This window comes from Mycobacterium sp. Root135 (assembly GCF_001426545.1).
Taxonomy (GTDB): domain Bacteria; phylum Actinomycetota; class Actinomycetes; order Mycobacteriales; family Mycobacteriaceae; genus Mycobacterium.
On record NZ_LMEZ01000005.1, the window covers coordinates 202,260 to 225,533 of the forward strand.

A 23,274-nucleotide genomic window follows, 5' to 3' on the forward strand; every position below is an offset into this window, starting at 1 on the left:
CGGTGCCGAATCGCGTGGCGGGGGCGCCCGAAACCGTCCTTATAGACTTTGCCGATGACGAGAACCGACCCGGTCGACGAGCACCGCGACACGGGCGATCCCGCGCCGGTCGAGCGTGAGGTTCCCAGCGACACTCCCACCGGCGTGGACCTCGAGAAGGTCATCGCCAAACGGGTTCGTGCGCTTCGCCGTTCGACCGGGCTGTCCGTGGGGGACATGGCCCTCAAGGTCGGCATCTCCAAGGCCATGCTGTCCAAGATCGAGAATGCGCAGACGTCGTGCAGCCTCAACACCCTGGCGCGGTTGGCGGCCGGTCTCGACGTCCCCGTCACGTCGCTGTTCCGTGGGGCCGACACCGAACGTGAAGCCGTGTTCGTCGAATCCGGCCACGGCGCGGTGATCGTCGGACGCGGAACCCGCATCGGGCATCACTACGAACTGCTCGGCGCCCTTCGGGGACAACACAAACGACTCGAGCCGGTCCTGGTGACCTTGACGAATGCAAGCGAGGTCTTCCCGCTCTTCCAGCATGCCGGCACCGAAATGCTCTACATGCTCGAGGGTGTGATGGTCTACGGACACGGCGAGTCCGAGTACACGCTGCGGCCTGGCGATTCACTGCTGCTCGACGGCGAGGGGTTGCACGGTCCACACGAGTTGGTGCGCTTGCCCATCCGATTCCTGGCCATCACCGCCTATCCGGACGACTCGGACTCTTGATCGGCGGGCACGCCCGAACGGTCTTGATCCGACGGTCCGATCGTCGGCGCATTCCCTGGAAGAACGGTGCCGGCGCCACCGAGGTGATCGCCACCGGCGACGGAGATCCACCGGCCTGGCGGGTCAGCGTGGCCGACATCGGGCCGGGGCGCACGGCGTTCTCCTCGTTTCCGGGAGTGAACCGGGTGTTCACCGTGATCGGCGACCACGGAGTGGCTCTCGAGTGGGACTGCCGCACCGTCGATCTCGAGCCGCTCAGCCCATTCGCATTCGACGGCCAGCTCGGTCCGGATTGCATTGCAGCGGGCCCTACGAATGCGTTCAACGTCATGGTCGACGCCGCGACGTCGGCCGCGGACGTCGTGCCCCATCACCTTTCCCGCTCGCGCGTGCTCACCGACCCCGACGCTGAAACGGTGATCTACGTCCACCGCGGGAGTCTCGCCCTAGGCGACCACGTCGCCGTGGCCGGTGACTGCCTCTTCGTCGCGCGGGACTCCGTCGAGGCCGTCGGCACCGCGACGATTCTGGTGGTCGTGATCAAACCGCAGGCGGTCGACCAGCGCGTGTAGTGCCGGGAAACATCCAGTAACCAGGAGATACCAGGCAGCCCCGTGCTGCACTCCCTTCGCCGACGTGCGCACCAGTGTGTCTAATGCTAGATTACGGTGACTCCTACAGGGAAACAGCTGGCTAGGCGTAACCGGCCATCTGAACCAGACGACACCACGAGGATCTTCACGTGCCGGACACCACCAGCTTCCTGATCGTCGGCGGCGGTCTCGAAGGACTTGCCATCGCCTACTCGCTCGCTGAACGCGGTGAAACCAACGTCCTCGTCCTCGAACGCGACACCCTGTGCTCGGGCATGACCGCCAAGTCCAGCGGGGTCGTGCGCTGCCACTACGGCACTCCGTCACTAGCCGCAATGTCCTGGTACGGGATCGACGTATTCACCCGCGCCACAGAGCTCTTCGGCGACGACATGTCGTTTCGCCAGTGCGGCTACGTCGTCGGCGTCGCCGAGAACAACGTCAAGCCGCTCGAGGCGAACATCGCGATGATGCAGGGGCTGGGCATCGCCACCGAGTTCATCGACCACGACACGATGGCCGACCTGTGGCCGGGACTGCACCTCGACGACTTCGCCCTCTTCGCCTACGAGCCACTCGGTGGACGCGGCGAGGCGTACATGTCGGGCATGGCCTACGCGGCGACGGCACGCAAGATGGGCGTCACCATCCGCCAAGGCACGAAGGTCACCGAACTGCTGACCGACAGCCAGGGCTCGGTGTACGGCGTGACGGTGGCCGACGGATCACGGATTCACGCCGACCACGTCATCCTCGCCAACGGCCCCTGGGCACCCACGCTGGCCTCCAGCGTCGGAGTCGACCTGGACGTCAAGGCCCAGCGGGCCCAGCTGGTGCTGGTGGACCAGGGCGTCCCCACCCCCGAAGTGCCGGTCCTGTCCGATCTCGCCGGTCTGCAGTACATCTGCCGCGAGCCGAACGGTGAACTGCTGGTTGGCAATTCGGACCATCAGACCCCGCAGTACGTCGACCCGGACAAGTACGTCAACCGGGCCGACGAGTCGGCGATCGAGAAGAACATCGTCAAGCTCGGCCACCGACTGCCCGACATGCCCGACCCCCGCATCACCAGCTCCTACGTCGGCGCCTACGACGTCACGCCGGACTACAACCCCATCATCGGCCCGTCACCGGTCGACGGATTGTTCCTCGCCACCGGATTCTCCGGCCACGGATTCAAGATCTCCCCCGCGGTCGGCAAGCTCGTCGCCGACCTGCTACTCGACGGCAAGACGTCGTTGCCCAACGTCAACGCCGACGACTTCCGATACTCGCGATTCGCCGAAGGCGACTTGCTGTTCAGCCTCCATCCCTACGAGGGCGCAGGAGAAATGCGATGACCCGATCCGAGATCGACCTCCACGAGATCGAAACGAACAACGTGACAACCACTTTGACACCTCCGGCCGACGACGCCGCACGCGCGCTCACCTTGTCGGAAGTGGCGCACGCCAGTGGCACCACCTTCATCCTGGCCCTCTTCGTCACCCTGTCCGGGAAGCCCTGCGCCAAGCTCGTCCCGATCCAGGCGGTCGAACAGCTCGAAGAGGACGGCGTCGGATTCGCGGGCTACGCCGCGGGCCACATGGGTCAGGAGCCGAAGGACTCCGATCTGGTGGCGCGGGCCGACGTCACGTCGTTCACCCCCATCCCGTTCATCAAGCCGGGCCTGGCGATCGTGCACTGCGACCCGCACGTGGACGGCAAGCCGTGGCCGTTCGCGCCGCGAATCATCCTGCGGGAGCAGCTGCGCAAGGCCGCCGAACTGGGCTTCACGGTCAACGTCGGTGCCGAGATCGAGTACTTCCTGGTCAACCGCGTCGACGGGGAGCTCGTCACCGCCGACCGCAGTGACACCAGCGCCACCCCTTGTTACGACGCGCGGGACGTCACCCGCATGTACGACCACCTCACCGAAATCTCCTCGGCGATGAACGCGCTCGGCTGGGGGAACTACGCCAACGACCACGAAGACGGCAACGGGCAGTTCGAGCAGAACTTCGACTACGCCGACGCCATGACGACCGCGGACCGGGTCATCACGCTGCGGTACCTGCTGTCGGTCGTCGCCGAAAAGCGCGGCATGCAGGCGACGTTCATGCCGAAGCCCTTCACCACCCGCACCGGCAGCGGGCTGCACATGCATCTGTCCCTCTGGGACGACGCGGGCGCCGTCTTCCCGGATTCCGACGACGAGCTCGGGCTGGGGTTGTCCCGGACCGCCTACGCGTTCGTGGCGGGAATTCTCGAGCACGCCTGCGCGCTGCAGGGGATCATCGCACCAACGGTGAACTCCTACAAGCGGACCGGTGCCACGGCAACCACCAGCGGGGCGACCTGGTCGCCGCGGTACGCCACCTACGGCGGCAACGACCGCACGCACTACCTGCGGGTGCCCGACAAGAATCGCGTCGAACTGCGCGGTGGTGACGGATCGGCGAACCCCTACCTTGCCGCCGCGGGCGCCATTGCCGCCGGACTCGACGGGGTGCGCCGCGATCTGCACCCCGGCAAGCCTGGCACCGGTGACTCGCCAAGCGAGATGCTGCCCATGACCCTGCTGCACGCGATGGACGCCTTCGAAGCCGACTCGGTGCTGACCGAGGCTCTGGACGTCGCCGGTCCCGGCGTGGCCGAGTACTTCGCCAAGTGCAAGCGCCAGGAGTTCTTCGACTGGCACAACACGGTGTCCTCCTGGGAGATCGACCGCTACCTGACCTCTTTCTGAACCTCTTTCTGACACCCACTACAACTCTTCGAGGAGGCATTCCATGTGTGGAATCGTCGGTCTTCATCTGCGTGACGCGACGCTCCATCCGCAGCTCGGTGCCCTGCTGTCCGGAATGCTGGACGCGATGTGCGACCGGGGCCCCGACTCGGCAGGCATGGCCGTCTACGGTGACCCCACCTGGTCCCCGGAGGGCGAGTCGACCGTGTCGCTTCTCGACTCCCCCATCCCCGCAACCGAACTCGCGCGACAGCTCGGCACCCTGCTGTCGGCGCCGGTAACCGGACACGACCTGGACCCGACCGTCGTCGTGCACGCCGCCGTCGCGACCGACGTGCTGACCGCCGCCGTGCGCTCCGCGGTTCCCACCGCCCGGATCATCGGCTTCGGCGACCACCTGACGGTGCTCAAGGGGATGGGCAATCCCACCGAGCTCGCGGACCGCTTCGGTCTGCGGTCGGCCAGCGGATGGCAGGGCGTCGCCCACACCCGGATGGCCACCGAATCCGCCGTCACCGCCGAGGGTTCGCACCCGTTCGCCGTCGGTCCGGATCAGTGCCTGGTGCACAACGGGTCGTTCTCCAACCACATGTCGATCAAGCACGAGCTGGAACGCTCGGGTGTGAGCTTCGACAGCGAGAACGACACCGAGGTGGGCGCCCGATACGTCGCCAAGCAGCTCGCCGAGGGGGTCGACCTGGAGAAGGCCCTGCTGATGCTCAACGAGACCTTCGACGGCTTCTACACCCTGCTGGTCTCCACCAGCGACTCCTTCGCCGTGGTTCGCGACGCCATCGCGTGCAAGCCGGCGATCATCGCCGAAACCGACCGCTGGGTCGCGATGGCGTCGGAATACCGCGCCCTGGCGAAACTCCCAGGCATCGACACCGCCCGCATCTTCGAACCCGAGCCAGAAGAGGTCTACGTATGGCACCGACAGTGACGACCAGCACGCCCGCCAACGGAGTGGTCGACCTCCGCGCGTCGAGCACCCGCGAGGTCAACGAGTTGCTCAGCTCGCCGGGTGCCCCGGCGACGCTCACCATCACCCACCCCGAGGGTGCGCACGCGCTCGCGTGCGGTCTCGACGCGGACCTGGACGTCACCATCGACGGTCATGTCGGCTACTACTGCGCGGGCATGAATCAGAAGGCCACCGTCACCATCGCCGGCAATGCGGGCGTCGGTGTCGCGGAGAACATGATGTCCGGACGGGTACACGTCAAGGGTGACGCGTCGCAGTCGGCGGGCGCCACCGCCCACGGCGGTCTGCTCGTCATCGACGGCAACGCGGCGGCGCGCTGCGGCATCTCGATGAAGGGCGTGGACGTCGTCGTCGGCGGCGACATTGGCCACATGAGTGCGTTCATGGGCCAGGCCGGACGGCTCGTCGTGTGCGGCAATGCCGGTGAAGCGCTGGGTGATTCGATCTATGAGGCACGGCTGTACGTCCGCGGGACCGTGGCGTCACTGGGTGCGGACTGCGTCAAGAAGGAGATGCGCGACGAACACCTCGCCGAGCTGAAGGAGTTGCTCGACGCGGCCGGCATGACGCACGACCCCAGCGAGTTCACCCGCTACGGCTCCGCCCGCCAGCTCTACAACTTTCACGTCGACAACGCCAGCGCGTACTAGGAGAACCCGGTCATGACGACACCCATCCACTCGACGCGGCTGCGCGAATCCGCCACCTTCGACCGCGGCGTCATCGCCGAGATTCAACGCGCCGCCGAAACCGGCATCTACGACATCCGCGGGTGGGGCGCCAAGCGTGCCCTCCCGCACTTCGACGACCTCCTGTTCCTCGGGGCGTCCGTGTCGCGCTATCCGCTCGAGGGCTACCGCGAGAAGTGCGACACCGACGTCGTGCTCGGCGACACGCACGCGAAGTTCCCTCTGCACCTGGACATCCCGATCACCATCGCGGGGATGAGCTTCGGCGCACTGTCAGGCCAGGCGAAGGAAGCCCTCGGACGCGGCGCCAGCGAGGTCGGCACCTCCACGACGACCGGTGACGGCGGGATGACGCCCGAGGAGCGCGGGCAGTCCAAGAACCTCGTCTACCAGTACCTGCCGTCGCGGTACGGGATGAACCCCGTCGACCTTCGGAAGGCCGACGCCATCGAGATCGTCCTCGGCCAGGGCGCCAAGCCCGGTGGTGGCGGAATGTTGTTGGGACAGAAGATCACCGAGCGGGTGGCGGGGATGCGGACGCTGCCGATGGGCGTGGACCAGCGCAGCGCCTGCCGCCACCCCGACTGGACCGGCCCCGACGACCTCGCCATCAAGATCCTCGAACTGCGCGAGATCACCAATTGGGAGAAGCCGATCTATGTCAAGGTCGGTGCGACGCGCACCTACTACGACGTCAAACTCGCGGTGAAGGCCGGCGCCGACGTGGTCGTCGTCGACGGCATGCAGGGCGGGACCGCGGCCACCCAGGAAGTGTTCATCGAGCACGTCGGCATCCCGACGCTCGCCGCCATCCCGCAGGCCGTGCAGGCGTTGCAGGAGATGGGCGTGCACCGCTCGGTGCAGTTGATCGTCTCGGGCGGGATCCGCAGCGGTGCTGACGTCGCCAAGGCCATGGCCCTGGGCGCCGATGCCGTCGCGATCGGAACCGCGGCGCTGATCGCCTTGGGCGACAACAGCCCCCGTTATGCCCAGCAGTACGAGGAGCTGGGTTCGGCGGCCGGGTTCTACGACGACTTCCAGGCCGGACGGGACCCGGCCGGGATAACGACCCAGGATCCGGAGCTGGCCAAGAACCTCGACCCCGTCGAAGGTGGCCGCAGGCTGGCCAACTACCTGCGCGTGCTGACGATGGAGGCCCAGACGCTGGCACGGGCATGCGGCAAGTCGCACCTGCGCAACCTCGAACCCGAGGACCTGGTCGCGCTCACCGTCGAGGCGTCGGCGATGGCACGGGTTCCGCTGGCCGGGACCAACTGGATTCCCGGCCGGTACTGACCCGTGAGCTCGTTCGACGGCCTCTGGGCCAGCATCCTCGACGTCGGCCAGCATCATTCGACCCGCGGATATCGCCGATTTGCCTGGGGCGACGCCGATCTGACGCTGCGCGAGTGGTTTCGATCCAGCGCCGCGAGCCGCAGCATGGACGTCGAGGAGGACCGCAACGGCAACCTGTGGGCATGGTGGATGCCCGTCGGCTGGAGCGGTGATCCGAAGGGGGCCTTCGTCACCGGCTCACATCTGGACTCGGTGCCGGACGGCGGTGCGTTCGACGGCCCGCTGGGCGTCGTGTCGGCCTTCGCCGCCGTCGACCTCCTGCGTGAGCGCGGTGTCGAGCCCACGATTCCGATTGCGGTGGCTGCGTTCTCGGACGAGGAGGGCGCGCGGTTCGGCGTCGCCTGCGTCGGGAGCCAGTTGACGACGGGAGCCCTGTCACCGGAACGCGCCCTCGGACTGCGGGACGTCGACGGCGTCGCCCTTTCCGAGGCGATGACGAAGGCGGGTCGCGCACCACAGCACGTCGGCGCCGACACCACCCTCACCGACCGGGTCGGCGTCTACGTCGAGTTGCACGTCGAGCAGGGACGAGCACTCGACCTGGTCGACGCACCGCTGGCGGTCGCGTCGTCCATCTGGCCGCACGGACGGTGGGAGTTCACCTTCACCGGCGAGGCGAATCACGCGGGCGCGACCCGGCTGGTGGACCGTCGAGACCCCATGCTGCCCTTTGCGGCGTCGGTACACAGCGCCCGCTCGGCGGCGGCGTTGCACGATGCCGTCGCCACGTTCGGCAAGGTGCGGGTACTTCCCAACGGCGCCAACGCGATTCCCTCGATGGTGAAGGCCTGGCTCGACGCGCGGGCGGCCGACGAGCAGACGCTGGCCTCACTGGTCGCCCACATCGAGTCCGAAGCCCGGAAGCACTGCGCGACCGACCGCGTCGACCTCGACGTGCTCGTCGAGTCGGTGACGCCCATCGTCGAGTTCCCGGCGGGACCCCGGGAGAGGCTGGTGCGATCCCTGGCTCATCTTGGCGAGATCCCGACGTTGCCCACGGCGGCGGGCCACGATGCGGGGATCCTCTCCGCCAAGGTCCCGACGGCGATGATGTTCGTCCGCAACCCGACAGGCATATCCCACTCCCCCGACGAGTACGCCGAACCGGACGACTGCAACGTCGGCGCCCAGGCTCTCGCCGACGTCATGGCCGACTGGGTGGCTGGCTGAGCAAACACCAGCCGCGCTGCTGCCGTCGGCCTCGCCAGCATGCCGGCCCGCGCAGCCGATTAGGCTGGGGTGACCGGTGGTCGCAGCGTCGCCTCCCTGGTTCAAGATCGGCTCCGAGGAGACCCATGCATTTGCGGCTACCGAAATCGACGACGACGCGAATGGCCGTCCTCTGTGTGGCGGCGCTGCTGGTCAGCAGTTGTGAAGCGCAGGTCTGGGGTTCACCACCGGCCACGCAGAACACCCCTCAGGCGCCGGTCGTGACCCCACAGGCCTCGCTTCCGGCACTCCCCGAAGCGCCACCCGAGCCGCCGACGGCGACGCTTGACGGTCTCGACGTACGCATGCGCCAAGCCACCGCCGACGCCGCCAAGTCGGGTGCCGACATCGAGGCCGTCGTGCTGGACCGCGACACCGGCCAGCTGGTCTCCAACGGGTCCAACCAGCCGTTCCCGATTGCGTCGGTGGTGAAGCTGTTCATCGCCGACGACCTGCTGCTGCAGGAATCGGAGGGCAAGACGACACTGTCGCCCGCCGACCGCAAGTCACTCGAGGTGATGCTGCGCTCCTCGGATGACAGTGCGGCCCAGATGTTTTGGGACCGCAGCGGCCAGAACGCGATCATCGCGCGCGTCAAGGCCCGGTACGGATTGGCCGGCACCACGGCCCCCTACAACGGGCACTGGGACGTCACGCAGAGCACCGCAGCCGATCTCGTCCGCTACTACGACATGCTGCTGAACGGCACCGGTGGGCTGCCACCGGCGCAGGCCAACGTCATCATGACCAACCTCGCGCAATCCACGCCGACGGGCACCGACGGGTACCCACAACGGTTCGGTATCCCCGAGGGGCTGTACGCCGAGGTCGTCGCGGTCAAGCAAGGCTGGTTCTGCTGCTGGAGCGGCGCGAATCAGCTGCACGTCTCCACCGGGGTGATCGGTCCCGACCGCCGCTACGTCATGGCGCTCAGCTCCCTGGACCCCGTCAGCGCCGCTGCCGCCCGCGAAAACATGACCCAAGCCGTCAAGACGATGTTCCCCGGCGGCAAGATCTAGCCGTCCGCGGGCCGCCGCCGACCAAGCACTTTCGAGGATGACCGCGGATCACGATCCCCTGCCGGATGCGGCCGCCGTCGCCGCCCGGCTGAAGCGCTGGCGGTTGTCCCGCAACTACGTCGCGATCGGCAACCTCGGCGAGCACGTCACGGGCCGGCTGCTCGTCGCGCTCGGCTATCAACTGCTTGGCGCGCAAGACGACTTTCTCGGAATGGTCCCCGCCGTCCTCGGATTTCCCTCGACTGCGAAACCCGAGGACTTCGTCGCCGCCGACCCCGACGGTCGGCTGCTGACGGTGAACAGCAAGGCCTCGGTGAGCCCGCGGTCGTGCACGGTGACGACGACGGGCGACCTCTCCAGGCCTCACATCGCCCGTGGTCAACGCGCCGTCGACTACACCACGTTGCGAGCGAGCCTCATCTCCCCGCTGGACGGCGACGCCTACAGCCAGGTGATGAAGGTCGACCTGGTCAACATGAAGGCTCAGGTGTTCGACGTCGGGGACGCGGGGCAACTCCAGCCCGTCGGCCCGCCGCACGACATCGGCGATTCGGTCGCCGCCGTGCTGGCATGTTGGCGGGATATGCCACGGTGCTGTCGCAAATCCGCTTGTACTGGGCGGGTGCCTACGCGAAGACTGATCAGGTGAAACTCGTAGTTCCAGATCGCCTCGCCGCCATCGCGGCCGTCGTCACGGTTCTGTTGTGGGCGTCGTCATTCGTCGTCATCCGCTTCTCCGGCTCCGAATTCAGCCCAGGGACAATGGCCTTCATCCGGCTGAGCGTTGGCACCATCGTCCTGACGGCAGTGGCGGCGATCTATCGGCCACCGCTACCGCGCGGACGTGGCTTGGTGCTCGTCGTGGGCTACGGCCTCTTGTGGTTCGGCCTCTACACCGTCGTCCTGAATTGGGCCGAACAGCATCTCGACGCCGGCACGGCAGCCCTGCTGGTCAACTTCGCGCCGATCCTGGTCGCCGTGTTCGCGGGACTGTTCCTCGGGGAAGGTTTCCCCCGGCCACTGGTGGTGGGCATGGTGATCGCGTTCGGCGGGGTGGTGCTGATTGCGCTCGGCGGCTCCGGCGTCGGCGTGAACGATCGTCTCGGCGTCATGCTGGGCCTGCTGGCCGCGGCGCTCTACGCCGCAGGTGTGCTGCTGCAGAAGGTCGCGCTGCGGACCGTCAACGCCATCGCCGCCACGTGGGTCGGATGCGCGGTCGGCATGGTGGCCACCGCGCCGTTCGCCCTACGGGCCGTCGACGAGATCGGCACCGCTCCTCCGACGGCACTGGCCGGAGTGGTCTTTCTCGGCGTCGGCCCGACGGCCATCGCCTTCCTCACCTGGGCCTACGCGCTGAACCGTACGGACGCAGGCACCATGGCGGCCACCACGCTGGCAGTGCCGGCCATCGCGATCCTGCTGTCGTGGACGTTCCTCGGCGAAGTACCGACGATCCTCGGCTTCGTGGGCGGCGCACTGGCGCTCAGCGGTGTCGTGATCAGCCGTCGCCGAACCTCACGCACCGAATCGCGACCGACGGAACAGGCCACGGGCGTGGCGTCGGGCTAGGCAGGCTGTGTTTCGGATTCGCGTCACCTAGATCGCGGACCGGACACGGCCCAGCCGCGGGTCCCAGGAAATTGGGGTCGACGTTGTTAGCGTCGCCCCGTGCAGGACTCGCCCCACATCACCGACCTGCAGCCGTCACGCCCCGTTTCTCGGCGCGACGCGCTGCGCTATGCCGCCGCCGCGTCGGCGCTGGCCGGGTTCGGTGCCGCCGCGGCAGGTGCCGCCGCACCCGCGGCGTCGGCCGCCGCCCCCACCCTGATCGACTTCGCCATGCGCCAGGTTCCGGCTCAAGACATCCGGGCCGCGGGCCACTCCGGAGTCATCAACTACGTCTCGACGTCGCGGCCCGGCTCGTCGTTCGGGGCCAAGCCCATCACCCTGCCGTACGCCCGGCAACTGACCGCCGCTGGACTGGTCATCGTCAGCAACTACCAATACGGCAAGCCCGGCGGGACCGCACCGTCGGACTTCACCCGCGGGCAGGCCGGCGGCGTCGCCGACGCCCGCACCGCCTGGCAACTGCACACCGCCGCAGGTGGCGGCCAGAGTGCCCCGGTCTTCTTCAGCGTCGACGACGACATCGACCGCGAAACCTGGAACAACCTGGCGCTCCCCTGGTTTCGCGGAATCAACTCGGTCATCGGCGTCCAGCGCACCGGCATCTACGCCGGCATCCGCCCCTGCCAGTGGGCCGCTGCCGACGGCGTGATCGGGCGGTCGCGCTCGCCGGGCTACGTCTGGGCGTGGCAGACGCGGTCGTGGTCGCAGGGGCAGATCTTTCCCGCGGCCGTCCTCTACCAGCGCATCGTGAGCACGGCGTCGAACCCGGGCCCGGTGGTCGGCGGGCTCGAGGTCGACGTCAACGACGTGCTGGCCCAGGATTGCGGCCAGTGGAACATGCATCCGTAAGTCGTAGGGCGACCGCTCACACCACGAACGTCCGCGCTGACTCTGCGTCCACGGCGCGAAAGTGCGAGTGACCCACGCCGTGGACGCAGAGTCGAGCTAGAAGGCCTCGGGCGACAGCACGCCAGTCGGCCCAAAAGCCAAGTGCGCAAAGCGCTCGCCGATCATGCGATGTGTCGTCGCGTCGGGGTGCAGATTGTCGGGAAGTGGGTGCTCTTCCGAGTCTTCCGGACCGTACAAGCTGAGACCGTCGAGGTAGTGCAGGAGGGGATCGGTCGGGGTTCGCTGGGCCACGATGGTCTCGAGTTGATCGCGGATGTGGGTCAGCGTCAGCTTGCCCAAGGGGTTCCCCGGCCGGGCTGCCTCGTCGGGATCACCCGTCGCCTGGAACTTGATCTCGCCGGCTTCGAGGGCAGAGACGTCGAATGCCGCTGGGCCCGGGGTTGTTTCGTGAATCGGGCAGTACAGCGGGCCGACGACGAGAAGTGGCACGTCGGGGTGTCCGTCGCGGATGGTGTCGAGGAAGCCGTGCACGGCAGGCGCGAAGGCTCGGTGGCGTAGGAGGTCGGTGTTCACGAGGTTGATGCCGATCTTCACGCTGATCGCATCGGCCGTTGCGTCCCGAATCGCTCGAGCAGTGAACTGGTCGAGCATCGCGCTGCCGGCCAGGCCGAGGTTGACCGACTCGACTCCGGCCAGGGCGGCGGCGATCGCAGGCCAGGTGGTGCTAGGCCCGGCGGCATTGGAGCCCTGGCTGATCGAGCTGCCGTGGTGGATCCAGACCCGCCGCGCGTCAGGTAGTGGCGGCTGTATCGGGTGATCCGAGCGAAGACCTACAACTTCGGTTCGTTCGGAGTTCGGCAACCAAATCTCGATCTTCTTGTCACCCGCGGGCAGACCACTGAAGCGCGCGGTGCCGATGGCGCCCCGTTCGACCGTCGACTCACCCGACGAGGGGTTGATCCGCACGACGTCACCTGCACTTGTCGCTTTCTGATCTGTCAGCTGGCCGTCGACCACCACGTCGACCCTGCCGTCGGGACGCGCCGGCATCCCGGTGATGGAGACGGTGGTCCGTAGCACGTCCACCTCGACGACCGTCGCCTTCGTGCGAAGAACCAGCCGGACACCCGACGGCTGCGATTCCGCTGCGTGCAGTTGCGCGTCCGAACACTGATCCCGCGCCGACCGCGGCAACCGGTGCGGGAGCCAACCGCGCTCCGTCCGTTCGACTTCCGCGCAGCCACGAAAGAGATCCGGGTTCACGACATGGGTGATGTGGGCAACGGATCGCGACACTACGCCTCCTTCATCGTGCCGTTGTCGCCCGCGCACAGCGCGGTCGAGAACAACAGTGAACCATCGGCGGGCCTCTCGCGACGTTCGTCGGTCACGACGACGAGCCTTCCACGTCCCGGGCGTTGATGGACATCGCCGTGCCCGGTGAGGTCGACGTACCGGGAACATCGATCAACCGGCCCGCGTTGGTGGCTGAGTGAAGGCAATGACCTACACCCAGACCGGCGATTCCTCCGTGCTCGCACTTCGGGACCGCCCACCCGCGGAGCCTGGAACAAGGGAAGTGCTTGTGCAGGTGGTGATTTCGGGCGTGAACCCCACCGACTGGAAGCGCAGGGCGGGCGCTTCCGGTCAGGTGCTCGACTTCTCCGAGGTCGTGCCAAACCAGGACGGCGCCGGTGTCGTAAAGGCGGTAGGACCCGGTGTGCACGACCTTGCCGTGGGCGACCGGGTGTGGATGTACCTGGCTCAGGCGGGTCGCCCGACCGGGACTGCACAGGAGTACGTCGCGCTTCCGGCATCGCGAGTGGTGCCGCTGCCCGACGGTGCGAGCTTCGAGGTGGGCGCGAGCCTGGGGGTGCCCGCGATGACCGCCCACCGCGCGCTGACCGTGTCCGAGGACTGGCCCGACCGGCTGTATCCGGGCGCGTTGACGGGAGCGACGGTCCTCGTCGCCGGGGGTGCGGGAGCGGTCGGGCACGCCGCCATTCAGCTCGCACGTTGGGCGGGGGCAACGGTGATCACCACGGTCAGCGGGCCGGGCGAAGGCTGCCTTGGCGACGGCCGCGGGCGCACACCACGTCGTCAACTACAAGACCGATGACGCGGCCGCGGCCATTAGGGCCATCGTCCCGGGCGGCGTCGACATGGTGGTGGAAGTGGCGCCGGCCCAGAACGCGGCGTTGAATGCCGCCGTGGACTCTCCGCGCGCCTCGATTGCGGTGTATGCCAACGACGGTGGTGACGAGGTGCGTCTCGACCTCATCCCGCAGATGATGGTCAACGCGCGGTACCAGTTCGTCTTGCTCTACACCGTCGGCGAACAGGCGTTGGCCAACGGTCGGGACGACGTGTCGGCGGCCGCGGGGGACGGGGCACTCGCCGTTGGCGAGTCCGCAGGTCTGCCGCTGCATCGATTCCCACTCGCCAAAACCGCCGCCGCCCACGACGCGGTCGAGGGCGGGGCGGTGGGCAAGGTTCTCGTCGACGTGCGGGGCTGAGCCGGCTCAGGGTGCCACGGGCGGCGGCTGCGGCAGGGGATGCGCGCCGTCGGGCCGTAGCCCGTCGAAGATGATCGCAAGATATCGCTGCCACAGCAGAGGTGCTGGGGCGGTGAGGTTTTCGACGATGTGAATGGGTGCGCACATCATCAGGAAGACGTCAGCCTCGGTGATGTCGGCCCGAATGGCGCCCGACGTGCGCGCTCGGTCGACCAACGTTTCCAGGTTCGTGTGCAGGGCGTCACGAACCTCGGTCACCCTGGGGTCGCCGTCGCTGGCTGACTGTAGGAACGTCAGATCGTGCCGTTGGCGTTGGTCGGCGGCGATCGTGAGGAACTCCAACAGGGCCGCGCCCGCGTCGGGCAAGTCGGCGAGCCGCCGGGCGGCCTCCGCGAGCACGGCGATGTGCCCGCTCACGATGGACGCGATCAGGTCCTCCTTCGTCGGGAAGTGCCGGAACACCGTGCCCTTGGCCACCCCCGCCCGACGGGCGATGTCGGCCACCGAGGCTGACGGACCGCGCTCGGCGAACTCGTCCTCCGCGGCAGCCAGCAACGAGGCACGGTTGCGGGCGGCGTCGGCGCGGATTGGCCGGTCGGTGGTCGTCACTCACCCAGGCTACCAAGTTGACCGCTCGGTCATCTTGTGTCAGCCCGGAGAGAGGAACATGACCGCACGGTCATGTTCGTCGCGATCCACGAAAGGTGTTGACGAACAATGAAACTTGACGGTGCCACGGCTCTGGTGACGGGTGCGAACCGGGGAATTGGTCATCAGTTCGCCGTGGAGCTTCTGCGACGCGGGGCCAAGGTCTACGCCACCGCGCGGCGGCCCGAGTTGATCGACGTCCCCGGCGCGGAGGTAGTCGGTCTCGACATCACCGACCAGTCGTCGGTCGACGCCGTCGCCGCATTGGCCGGCGACGTCGACGTTCTGATCAACAACGCGGCCGACACCGCGGGCGGAAACCTGGTCACCGGAGACCTGGCGTCCATCCGCTCGACGATGGATTCGAACTACTACGGCACCCTCGCGATGATCCGTGCGTTCGCACCGATCCTGGCCCGGAACGGCGGCGGGGCCATCCTCAACGTGCTGTCGGCGGCGGCGTGGAACTCGGTCGACGGAAACACCGCGTACGCGGCGGCGAAGTCGGCACAGTGGGGCCTGACCAATGGCGTGCGAATCGAGCTGGCCCACCAGGGAACTCAGGTGGTTGCGCTCGTCCCCGGCCTGATCGGCACCCAGACGCTCTACGACTTCGCCGAACGCCACGGCATCGAATTTGCGGACGGCGCCGTGATGGACCCCGCCGATCTCGTCCGATTGGCGCTCGACGGCCTCGAAGCCGATGAGATCGAGATCCTCGACCCCATTGCCACTGAGGCGAAGGCGAGTATCGCCGGACCTCCCCGCGCCTTTGCGTTGTAGAGCGAGTCGCCGCTCCGGCCCGGCCCGATCCAACCCGATCTCAGGTAGTCAGCTTGCCGACGCCTCGTCGAGCTCGGCGACGTCGGCCTCGGTGAGGTTGACGTCTGCGCTAGCCAGCAGTGCAGGCAACTGCCCTGGAATGCGGGCGCTGGCGATGACCGAGGTGACGGTCGGTTTCGTGAGCAGCCATGCCAGGGCCACGGTGGCCGGCTGCGCGCCGGTGCGCGCCGCCACCGCGTCCAGGGCGGTCAGGATGCGCTCGCCTCGGTCGCCGAGATAGTCCTGCACGTCCTCGGCACGCTGGCTTCCGTTGCCCGAGCGGTCAATCCGGTACTTCCCGGTGAGGAACCCGCTCGCCAACGAGAAGTAGGTGAACACCGAGAGCCCGTGCCGCTCGGCGACGCCGGCCAGGTTCGTCTCGTAGTCGCGGACCACCAGGTTGTACTCGGGCTGAAATGCGACGAAGGGAGCTAGGTTGAGCGACTTCTGGATGCCCACTGCCTCGTCAAGCCGCTCTGCGGAGTAGTTCGACGCACCGAGGTTGCGCACGAGGCCCTCCCGGACGAGCGCGTCGAACGCCTCGAGCGCGTCGACGAGCGGGGTGTCCTGGTCATCTTCGTGTGCGTAGTAGAGATCGATTGCATCGACGCCGAGGCGCTTCAGGGATCCGGTGACCGCGTCCCTGATGTTATCCGGGTGCAGCCCCTGGTGGCCTTGACGCTGACCGACCTTGGTCGCGATCATCAGGCCTTCCGGCCGTCCCCGTGATGCCAGCCATTCGCCGATGATCGTCTCGGACTCGCCTCCGACGTGGCCGTCCTCCCAGTCGGAGTAGGAGTCCGACGTGTCAATCAGGTTGCCTCCGGAGGCGACGTAGGCGTCGATCACGGCGAAGCTCTCGTCACGATCCGCGGTCCACCCGAATACGTTGCCGCCCAAACATAGCGGTGATGCGCCCAGCACGTTGTCCCCTTGTCCTGCATTGAAGTTCAAATCCACCTGCGGATTGGCGCAGCCTAATGACGCGTGTGGGACTTGACAACGATGTTCACGATGCCTCCAGCGCGTCGACGACCGCCGCGCCGAGGACAGAAGTGGTGGCGGTGCCACCCATGTCCGGGGTGAGAGTGTCGCCGCCACGGGCCAGCACCGCTTCGATCGCGGCAAGCACCGCGGCTGCCGCTTCGGGTTCGCCGAGGTGCTCGAGCATCATTGACGCACACCAGATCTGGCCGACAGGGTTGGCGATGCCCTTGCCGGCGATGTCGGGGGCGGACCCGTGCACGGGTTCGAACAGGCTGGGAAACAAGCGTTCTGGGTTGATGTTGGCACTGGGGGCGATGCCGATGGTCCCAGTGCACGCTGGTCCGAGGTCGGACAGTATGTCGCCGAACAGGTTTGAGGCGACGACGACGTCGAACCAGTCGGGGTGCATGACGAAGTTAGCCGTGAGGATGTCGATGTGGTACTTGTCGACGTCGACGCCCGGGTAGTTGGCGGCCATTGCCAGTACGCGTTCGTCCCAGTACGGCATGGAGATGGAGATGCCGTTGCTCTTGGTCGCCGAGGTGAGGTGCTTCTTGGGTCGAGTCGCGGCGAGGTCGAAGGCGAACTTGAGGATTCGGTCGACGCCGGTGCGGGTCATGATCGTTTCCTGCATGACGATCTCGCGGTCGGTGCCCTCGAACATCTTCCCACCGACGCTGGAGTACTCGCCTTCGGTGTTCTCCCGCACGACGTAGAAGTCGACGTCTCCAGGTTCGCGGCCGGCCAGCGGGCTCCGCACTCCCGGCATCAACCGCACCGGTCGAAGGTTGACGTACTGGTCGAAGGCGCGGCGAAACTGCAGCAGGCTGCCCCACAGGGAGACGTGGTCGGGCACCACCTCTGGCCAGCCGACGGCGCCGAAGTAGATGGCGTCGAATCCCTTGAGTTCATCGAACCAGTTGTCGGGCAACATCTTTCCGTACTTGAGGTAGTAGTCCGCGCTGGAGTGGTCGAAGTGCTCGAAGTCGACCTTGAAGTCGAACAATGCAGCGGCCGCGTCGAGGACGCGCAAACCTTCGGGTACGACTTCGGTGCCGATGCCGTCGCCGGGGATGACGGCGATGCGGTGGGTGTTGGTCATGACGAATAGTTTCCCTTCAGTCACGCGGTGCCGACGCCGCGGGGATGGCAGCGTCCACGAGGGTGGTATCTCGTCACCCAGTCTGCACTCCGCCTTCGGCAGCAAGCGTGACCTCTACAACGAGGCCGCCAAACTCCACGCACAATGGCCCGGTACACCGCTCACGCTGGCCGTACCTGATCAAAGCCTTCGGCGCACACTGATTTCGCGCGCAGTGGGTCAGAGGCTCGGTTCTCGACTGTGTGGGCTTTCGTTGAGAAATGCGCAATCGGCCGACGGAAGTCCACACAGTCGGCAATCCGCATCCTCGCCGCGCCGTTGACGAGAACTCCGTGCGCGAATTCGCTATCCTGCGCGGGGAGGGATCGCCGTGCACATGCCCCTGGTGCCAGACGAGCGGCCAGCCATGGGCGCCAGTCGCCACAATTCGGGCCGCTGGTTCCGAGTACCGCTGGCAGGGATCGGGTGCGTCGCGCTCTTGGCCGTCGCCTGCTTGGTACTGGCAGCGCAGCCCGTGTCGGGAACGCCGAGAATGCTCGGCCCCTCGCACGACGACGCCCACTTCCCCACGGTGAACGCGGTTTCCGGCACTCCGGCTGACTGGGTAGCCGCGATCTGCACTCCGTACATTCCCAACCTCAGACCTGAAGTCGATCCCGTTTCCGTGTCGGGGGCGCTGCTGTTGTCCCCAAATGCCGGTCTGGACTTACCCGGTTCCACGTTCAACGCGGCCTGTGCGGCACGGGAGAAGTCAGCTTCGGAGCCATTCATTCTCGTCGCCGAGTATCCGTCCCAAGACCCCATGCAGCACGACCTATTGCTTTGCCGCAACACATGGGCGCCTTTTCGTTGCGGCGACACACGCAACCGAGCAGATCACGGATTCCGGTTGGTCGGTTGCCCCAGTGTCGCTGCCGCTGGCTGACTTCGGGTTCAACATTTACAGCGGACCGGGCCACTAGTCGCACACGTAGCGGCGAAGCCATTCCTACAGAAGGGCTTTGGTGATCCGCGCCCGCAGTCGGTCGACCTGAGACGCTGCCGGCCACGTCGCCGAAGACGGCCGACCCCAGAGCAGCAAGTCCAGCGCCATCGGATCAGAACTGATCCGAGCGTCAGCCGATGCTCCGGCGTGCGTCGGAGTCACGACATGCCTGCCGTCGCCGAGCTCCACCAGCCAGGCGACCTCACCGCATTCCAGCAGCACGCCACCGGCCGAGCCCACCGCGCCATCGACCTCCGCGACGACGTCCGGGTCGCCCGCCATCCACGTCAGCACCTCGTTCACCCCGTCGACCGCAAGTGCGACGGCGACCGGACTGATCGCCATGCCTGCGGTGAGCTCGGCGTCGACGCGGTGCACCAACGCCTCGTGGGCCATCCGCCGAGCCCACGCCCCGACCGTGGACTCACCCGCGCCCTCCATCCACGTCCACGCCGCGTCATCGGGATTCATACCCGCCAACACATCTGCAAGGTCGGCAACCACCTCGTCATGTCGATCGAGTGCCTCTGGATATGGCGCGTCGCCAGCGGCGTCGACCTCATGGCCCGGGACGGCCTTGCCCGCTCGCAGCACCGCCGCCTTGTGGGCGTACACCTGCACGACGTGCCGCACCAGGTCCAGCGCGGTCCAGTCCGGGCAGGAAGGTACAGGGGCATCAAAGGCACTGTCGCGCAACGCCGCTGCGAACGTCGTCGCCTGTTCTTCCAGGGCGTCGACGTATTCCTGGTGGCTGAGCCAGCTCGACTTCTCGGTATTCCGCGATCGCGACACCATGCCCTCCGATGGTAGGCAAGCCCGGTGATCCCCGCTGGCGGTATGCGCGGTTCCGCGTGCGCACAACAGCCCACGGCCTTAGCGTGACGTCGTGGACTGGCAATTCGACGCCGAGGTGTTCCAATGGCGCGGCCCTGCACCGTACTTCTTCGTCGCCACGCCTCCGCACGTCAACGACTTCTTGCACGCTCACCACGGCGAGTTGACCTACGGCTGGGGAGTCATCCCGGCCCGGGCACGCATCGGAGCCACCGAGGTGACGACGTCCCTGATACCCAGGGACGGTGTGTATTTGGTGCCGATCAAGGTTGCGCTACGCCGCGCCGAGGGCGTCGACGACGGCGATCACATACGAGTAGGACTGAACGTCAGCCCGCAAAACGCCAGCGGTTCAGGAGACACTGCCAAACCGACCACCTTCGTCGTCGACGCGCGAGTGGCGGTCGACCTAGCCACAGCAGGCGCGACCATCCCACCGGCACACAGCCTCACGGCTCCTACGCTGCTGCGCTCACAGGTCCTGGCGCTGGTGTACGAATCGGTGCGCCGTGGCGAGATCGATGAACGCGCGGGCCGCAAGATCCTCGACGACATCCGCGGGCTGCGGATCCGGTTCCTCGGTGACCGCTCACTGGAGGACAACGCGTGGCGACTGGCGGTCGAGATGAATTGGCCTGATGTCCACCAGGCCCAGTACATCGCACTTACCCAGCTGCAGGCCGACGCGTTGGTGACCGCAGACGACGAACTCGCCTCCGCAGCAGGGGAATTCGTCACAATCGCATCCCCGGCCGACATCCTAAGGCCCTAGGGTGACCTCAATCCCCAGCTCCTCGTCGAGAGCGGCGTGCACTAGCCGATTGCGCTCAGCGCAAGAACGGCAACGTCGTCGGACGGATTCAGCTTGGGAACCAGCGTGCGAAGGTCCGCCATCAGGGAGCCAAGGTCGACGTTCGCGCGTTCGGCGAGGAAGGCCGCCAGACTTGATTCGTCGAACGCCGCGTCGCCACGCCGAGCCTCGACGATGCCGTCCGTGTACAGCACTAGAGTCTGCCCCGGCCGTAGCCGCACGGAGCAGGTTTGGAATTCCGCTTCCGGAAACGCACCGACGACCATGCCCGACGTCGGCCGCACCGGGTAGGCAGCCATTTCCGACGGGTCGAGCAACAGGGCCGGAAGGTGCCCACCGGTGGCCAGGGTGACCCCGAAGCCCCCGTCGTCGTCGCGCTGCACGGAGCCGAGCAGGACGGTGCACAGGCGGCGGCGCGTGACTTCCCGCATCATGACCGTATTGAGCTCGGTGAGCGCAGCCGTCAGATCGCGGTGGTGTAGCGCCGCGGCACGCAACGTGTACCGAATCAGGGAGGTGACGACCGCCGCCTCAACGCCGTGCCCCTCGACGTCACCGATGAAGAAGGCCCATCGGTCGTCGGAGAGCGCGAAGACGTCGTAGAAGTCGCCGCCGACCTGTCGCGCGGACGCCGGATGGTAGTGCGCCGACACGACCATCCCGTCGATCTGCGGCAGTATCGGCGGCAGCAGAGTGCGCTGCAGAACCGTGGCGTACTGGGCCACTTCGTCTCGGTCGTGTTCGGCGAAGTCTCTGTCGCGTTCCGCATCGTCGCGGTCCTTGAACGCGCGGTCGCGGTCACCCCAGGCGTCGATGCGTTCGAGCTCGGCCTCTCGGTGACCGTACCGCGCGTCGTCGCGATCGCGCCGGGCTTCGTCCCGCGCCTTGACCGCACGGTCGTAGTCCACACGGGCATCCTGACTGGCGTACTCCGCGGCGTCACTGCGGCGCCGCTCCTCCCGCAGGGCCTCGTGACTACTTCTACGGAGCTCGAGTTGCTCCATCATCACCGCGGCCACGTCGTCGAGTCGGCTGAGCTGGTCGCCGGCCGGCGTGCGCACCGCGGTGTCCATGACGGCCACGGTGCCCAGAACGTTTCCCAGAACGTCCCGGATGGGCGCGCAGGCGTAGAACTGGATGTCGTTCTTGCGGACGAATGGGTTGGACGCGGCCCGCGGATCGTCGACGAGGGCGGAGTACACGGCCGGAATCTCCCCATCCACCACGGCGCCGCACAGCCCTTGGTCACGCGGTATGTCACGCACCGGTTCCAGGCCATGTGTGCCGAGAAAGTGGTTTCGTTGATCGTCGACGAGCGACACTGCCGCCATCGACGTCCCGAAGATTGCAGCCGCCAAGGCCGCCATTCTGCTGAAGACTCGACCGTCACCGGCATTGGCGACCAGGTAAGGCTTCACTGCGTCCAGGCGAGCGGCGGCAGCCTCTGCGCCGGCGGCGGGTCTCTGTGAAATTTCGTCACATCCTGCGTCGTATCGGACGACCTCGCCGGCGAATGCCGTCCCGTCATTCGATGATTCCATTGGCCAGCGCCTTCACGCAACGCGCGCAGACCCGAGGCAACCAGTTTCATAGACGCTCGGTAAACGAGCGGTGAATTGCGGCCGCCTCGGGAGTCAATCGCCATTCACCCAGCCAACTGCCAGGCGATATCACGCGACGGCAAACTCGATAATTGACGCCCGGACTCATTACGTCGCGAAATGGATCATGTTTGGCCGAGCGGCAAACCGGGAAATCTTGCGCCGAATTACCGGATAACAGCTGACTACCGACACCCTCGACCATCGACGGCGTTGACGATCGAGGGGGGCACCACGGTGACCACTGCCATGCGGACACGCCCCGAGGAAACCGCGGCGCCGACGCTTCCTGCGTTCGGTGACGGAGTCTTCCTCGACGCCGCGACGCTCGGAGACCGTCACGCATTCGAAGCCTTGGTCGCGCGCTACGGCCCGGCCCTTCACCGATATGCCCGCCGCATGCTCCGCGACTCGGGCGACGTGGAGGAGGTCGTACAGGACACCTTCCTCGCCGCGTGGCGCCGGCTCGATTCGTTCCGAGGCGAATCGTCGGTGCAGACGTGGCTCTTCGCCATCTGCTCGCGCAAGATCGTCGACACTCACAGGGTGAAGCGGGCACGGCCGATCGACGACCGCCTGCTCGAACCGCTGGTCGTCTCGTCGACGAGGGGCGACCCCTTCGTGGCCGCGTCCAACGCGGAATTCATCGTGGCGCTCGAGGCGGCCCTGGCCGAACTCCCGGCGCGTCAACGGGCGGTATGGGTCTTGCGAGAGATCGAATCGATGTCGTTCGTCGACATCGGAACCGTCTTGGTGCTGAGCCCGGACGCCACCCGTGGCCACTACCGCAGGGCCCGAACGACGCTCAGTGAACGACTGGTGAGGTGGCGATGAGAGCCGACCCGTCCCATCCCGGAAGCCGGTAGGTCCTCGGGGTGGGCCGGCGTGACGACCTGCGGGACCGTTACCGACACCTGGTGCGACGGGAGTTACCCGCGCTTGGCAAAGCCGGTGAGTGGGTCGTGGTCGAGGACCACTGTTTCGGACGGATCCTTCTCGATCACGCCGTGGGCCGTTGCTGGTACGAGGTGCTCGACCGGCGTCGTTCGCCAGCATTCGATCAGCTGGACGACGAACAGCTCGCAAATGCCGTTGCGCTGGCTGAACGCATCGCGACCGAGGGTGATCCCTTGCTACGGCGGCTCAACGCCCAGAGTCTGCTCTGGCGGGGCAAGTAACCCCATCTGCCCA

24 protein-coding genes are annotated in these 23,274 nt (G+C 67.0%); 18 read left to right on the top strand and 6 right to left on the bottom strand.

What is annotated here, in order from left to right; genetic code table 11:
- Window positions 1-54 precede the first annotated feature (54 nt).
- The 12 genes from ASD37_RS12100 to ASD37_RS12155 all read left to right on the top strand — a co-directional run bounded on the left by ASD37_RS12100 (window position 55) and on the right by ASD37_RS12155 (window position 11,777).
- Window positions 55-720 (top strand): XRE family transcriptional regulator, encoded by a 666-nt coding sequence (locus tag ASD37_RS12100; RefSeq protein WP_056551230.1) that lies wholly within the window; start codon window positions 55-57, stop codon window positions 718-720.
- A gap of 23 nt (window positions 721-743) precedes the next feature.
- Window positions 744-1,292: a HutD family protein gene (locus tag ASD37_RS12105; RefSeq protein WP_162253258.1), complete on the top strand. Its 549-nt coding sequence runs from the start codon at window positions 744-746 to the stop codon at window positions 1,290-1,292.
- A gap of 170 nt (window positions 1,293-1,462) precedes the next feature.
- Window positions 1,463-2,653 (top strand): FAD-binding oxidoreductase, encoded by a 1,191-nt coding sequence (locus tag ASD37_RS12110; protein ID WP_056551232.1) that lies wholly within the window; start codon window positions 1,463-1,465, stop codon window positions 2,651-2,653.
- The gene (glnT, locus tag ASD37_RS12115; RefSeq protein ID WP_082570104.1) at window positions 2,650-4,041 is read left to right on the top strand and encodes a type III glutamate--ammonia ligase; all 1,392 of its coding nucleotides are present in this window, start codon (window positions 2,650-2,652) and stop codon (window positions 4,039-4,041) included. Before ASD37_RS12110 ends, glnT begins: the two co-directional genes overlap by 4 nt.
- Before the next feature lie 43 nt (window positions 4,042-4,084).
- Window positions 4,085-4,984 (top strand): glutamine amidotransferase family protein, encoded by a 900-nt coding sequence (locus ASD37_RS12120; RefSeq protein ID WP_056551233.1) that lies wholly within the window; start codon window positions 4,085-4,087, stop codon window positions 4,982-4,984.
- Window positions 4,969-5,676 carry a protein glxC gene (locus ASD37_RS12125; protein ID WP_056551234.1) on the top strand — a complete coding sequence of 236 codons (708 nt, stop codon included), beginning with the start codon at window positions 4,969-4,971 and terminating at the stop codon, window positions 5,674-5,676. The genes ASD37_RS12120 and ASD37_RS12125 overlap by 16 nt, the downstream gene beginning before the upstream one ends.
- Before the next feature lie 12 nt (window positions 5,677-5,688).
- Window positions 5,689-7,011, top strand: a complete 1,323-nt coding sequence (locus tag ASD37_RS12130; protein WP_056551235.1) for an FMN-binding glutamate synthase family protein — start codon at window positions 5,689-5,691, stop codon at window positions 7,009-7,011.
- 3 nt (window positions 7,012-7,014) lie between these two features.
- Window positions 7,015-8,241 carry an allantoate amidohydrolase gene (locus tag ASD37_RS12135; protein ID WP_056551236.1) on the top strand — a complete coding sequence of 409 codons (1,227 nt, stop codon included), beginning with the start codon at window positions 7,015-7,017 and terminating at the stop codon, window positions 8,239-8,241.
- Between the two features lie 125 nt (window positions 8,242-8,366).
- On the top strand, window positions 8,367-9,299 hold the full coding sequence (locus tag ASD37_RS12140; RefSeq protein ID WP_056551237.1) for a serine hydrolase: 933 nt from the start codon (window positions 8,367-8,369) through the stop codon (window positions 9,297-9,299).
- 37 nt (window positions 9,300-9,336) lie between these two features.
- Window positions 9,337-9,948: a hypothetical protein gene (locus ASD37_RS12145; RefSeq protein WP_056551238.1), complete on the top strand. Its 612-nt coding sequence runs from the start codon at window positions 9,337-9,339 to the stop codon at window positions 9,946-9,948.
- Window positions 9,945-10,868: a DMT family transporter gene (locus ASD37_RS12150; protein ID WP_235568103.1), complete on the top strand. Its 924-nt coding sequence runs from the start codon at window positions 9,945-9,947 to the stop codon at window positions 10,866-10,868. The genes ASD37_RS12145 and ASD37_RS12150 overlap by 4 nt, the downstream gene beginning before the upstream one ends.
- Before the next feature lie 99 nt (window positions 10,869-10,967).
- Window positions 10,968-11,777, top strand: coding sequence for a DUF1906 domain-containing protein (locus tag ASD37_RS12155; protein WP_056551239.1), 810 nt, complete (start codon window positions 10,968-10,970; stop codon window positions 11,775-11,777).
- 96 nt (window positions 11,778-11,873) lie between these two features.
- On the opposite strand, the gene ASD37_RS12160 is transcribed toward ASD37_RS12155, so the two are convergent.
- On the bottom strand, window positions 11,874-13,073 hold the full coding sequence (locus tag ASD37_RS12160; protein WP_056551240.1) for an SGNH/GDSL hydrolase family protein: 1,200 nt from the start codon (window positions 13,071-13,073) through the stop codon (window positions 11,874-11,876).
- Window positions 13,074-13,278: 205 nt separating this feature from the next.
- On the opposite strand from ASD37_RS12160, the gene ASD37_RS32215 reads away from it, so the two are divergent.
- Together ASD37_RS32215 and ASD37_RS32220 are read left to right on the top strand one after the other, a co-directional pair.
- Window positions 13,279-13,896 (top strand): alcohol dehydrogenase catalytic domain-containing protein, encoded by a 618-nt coding sequence (locus ASD37_RS32215; RefSeq protein WP_235568378.1) that lies wholly within the window; start codon window positions 13,279-13,281, stop codon window positions 13,894-13,896.
- Window positions 13,847-14,293: a zinc-binding dehydrogenase gene (locus ASD37_RS32220; protein ID WP_235568105.1), complete on the top strand. Its 447-nt coding sequence runs from the start codon at window positions 13,847-13,849 to the stop codon at window positions 14,291-14,293. Before ASD37_RS32215 ends, ASD37_RS32220 begins: the two co-directional genes overlap by 50 nt.
- Window positions 14,294-14,299: 6 nt before the next feature.
- Here the strand turns inward: ASD37_RS32220 and ASD37_RS12170 are convergent, their stop codons facing one another.
- A complete protein-coding gene (locus tag ASD37_RS12170; protein ID WP_056551241.1) occupies window positions 14,300-14,902 on the bottom strand; it encodes a TetR/AcrR family transcriptional regulator in 603 nt (200 codons plus the stop codon).
- A 108-nt stretch (window positions 14,903-15,010) separates the two neighbouring features.
- Here ASD37_RS12170 and ASD37_RS12175 point away from each other — a divergent pair, with 108 nt between their 5' ends.
- Window positions 15,011-15,724 (top strand): SDR family NAD(P)-dependent oxidoreductase, encoded by a 714-nt coding sequence (locus ASD37_RS12175; protein ID WP_056551242.1) that lies wholly within the window; start codon window positions 15,011-15,013, stop codon window positions 15,722-15,724.
- A gap of 48 nt (window positions 15,725-15,772) precedes the next feature.
- Here ASD37_RS12175 and ASD37_RS12180 read toward each other — a convergent pair whose 3' ends face one another.
- The 3 genes from ASD37_RS12180 to ASD37_RS12195 form a co-directional block, all read right to left on the bottom strand.
- Complete coding sequence (locus ASD37_RS12180) at window positions 15,773-16,687, bottom strand: aldo/keto reductase (protein WP_235568107.1); 915 nt, start codon at window positions 16,685-16,687, stop codon at window positions 15,773-15,775.
- 85 nt (window positions 16,688-16,772) lie between these two features.
- Window positions 16,773-17,852, bottom strand: coding sequence for a tartrate dehydrogenase (locus tag ASD37_RS12185; protein WP_056551244.1), 1,080 nt, complete (start codon window positions 17,850-17,852; stop codon window positions 16,773-16,775).
- A 988-nt stretch (window positions 17,853-18,840) separates the two neighbouring features.
- Complete coding sequence (locus ASD37_RS12195) at window positions 18,841-19,632, bottom strand: maleylpyruvate isomerase N-terminal domain-containing protein (RefSeq protein WP_056551246.1); 792 nt, start codon at window positions 19,630-19,632, stop codon at window positions 18,841-18,843.
- 91 nt (window positions 19,633-19,723) lie between these two features.
- On the opposite strand from ASD37_RS12195, the gene ASD37_RS12200 reads away from it, so the two are divergent.
- A complete protein-coding gene (locus ASD37_RS12200) occupies window positions 19,724-20,443 on the top strand; it encodes a DUF1905 domain-containing protein (protein WP_056551247.1) in 720 nt (239 codons plus the stop codon).
- A 41-nt stretch (window positions 20,444-20,484) separates the two neighbouring features.
- Here the strand turns inward: ASD37_RS12200 and ASD37_RS12205 are convergent, their stop codons facing one another.
- The gene (locus ASD37_RS12205; protein WP_235568109.1) at window positions 20,485-21,900 is read right to left on the bottom strand and encodes a PP2C family protein-serine/threonine phosphatase; all 1,416 of its coding nucleotides are present in this window, start codon (window positions 21,898-21,900) and stop codon (window positions 20,485-20,487) included.
- 396 nt (window positions 21,901-22,296) lie between these two features.
- Between ASD37_RS12205 and ASD37_RS12210 the strand changes: the two genes are divergently transcribed.
- Both ASD37_RS12210 and ASD37_RS12215 read left to right on the top strand, forming a co-directional pair.
- The gene (locus ASD37_RS12210; RefSeq protein WP_235568111.1) at window positions 22,297-22,917 is read left to right on the top strand and encodes an RNA polymerase sigma factor; all 621 of its coding nucleotides are present in this window, start codon (window positions 22,297-22,299) and stop codon (window positions 22,915-22,917) included.
- Window positions 22,918-22,958: 41 nt separating this feature from the next.
- Entirely contained in the window at window positions 22,959-23,261 is a 303-nt protein-coding gene (locus ASD37_RS12215; RefSeq protein ID WP_056551248.1) for a hypothetical protein, read from the top strand.
- Window positions 23,262-23,274: the final 13 nt, after the last annotated feature.

Excerpts from the sequence above, each read along its gene's own strand:
- ASD37_RS12140 (WP_056551237.1), top strand. The coding sequence starts at position 8,367 with ATGCATTTGCGGCTACCGAAATCGACGACGACGCGAATGGCCGTCCTC.
- ASD37_RS12125 (WP_056551234.1), top strand. The coding sequence starts at position 4,969 with ATGGCACCGACAGTGACGACCAGCACGCCCGCCAACGGAGTGGTCGAC.
- ASD37_RS12175 (WP_056551242.1), top strand. The coding sequence starts at position 15,011 with ATGAAACTTGACGGTGCCACGGCTCTGGTGACGGGTGCGAACCGGGGA.
- ASD37_RS12130 (WP_056551235.1), top strand. The coding sequence starts at position 5,689 with ATGACGACACCCATCCACTCGACGCGGCTGCGCGAATCCGCCACCTTC.
- ASD37_RS12100 (WP_056551230.1), top strand. The coding sequence starts at position 55 with ATGACGAGAACCGACCCGGTCGACGAGCACCGCGACACGGGCGATCCC.
- ASD37_RS12120 (WP_056551233.1), top strand. The coding sequence starts at position 4,085 with ATGTGTGGAATCGTCGGTCTTCATCTGCGTGACGCGACGCTCCATCCG.
- glnT (WP_082570104.1), top strand. The coding sequence starts at position 2,650 with ATGACCCGATCCGAGATCGACCTCCACGAGATCGAAACGAACAACGTG.
- ASD37_RS32215 (WP_235568378.1), top strand. The coding sequence starts at position 13,279 with ATGACCTACACCCAGACCGGCGATTCCTCCGTGCTCGCACTTCGGGAC.
- ASD37_RS12195 (WP_056551246.1), bottom strand. The coding sequence starts at position 19,632 with ATGGTGTCGCGATCGCGGAATACCGAGAAGTCGAGCTGGCTCAGCCAC.
- ASD37_RS12185 (WP_056551244.1), bottom strand. The coding sequence starts at position 17,852 with ATGACCAACACCCACCGCATCGCCGTCATCCCCGGCGACGGCATCGGC.
- ASD37_RS12145 (WP_056551238.1), top strand. The coding sequence starts at position 9,337 with ATGACCGCGGATCACGATCCCCTGCCGGATGCGGCCGCCGTCGCCGCC.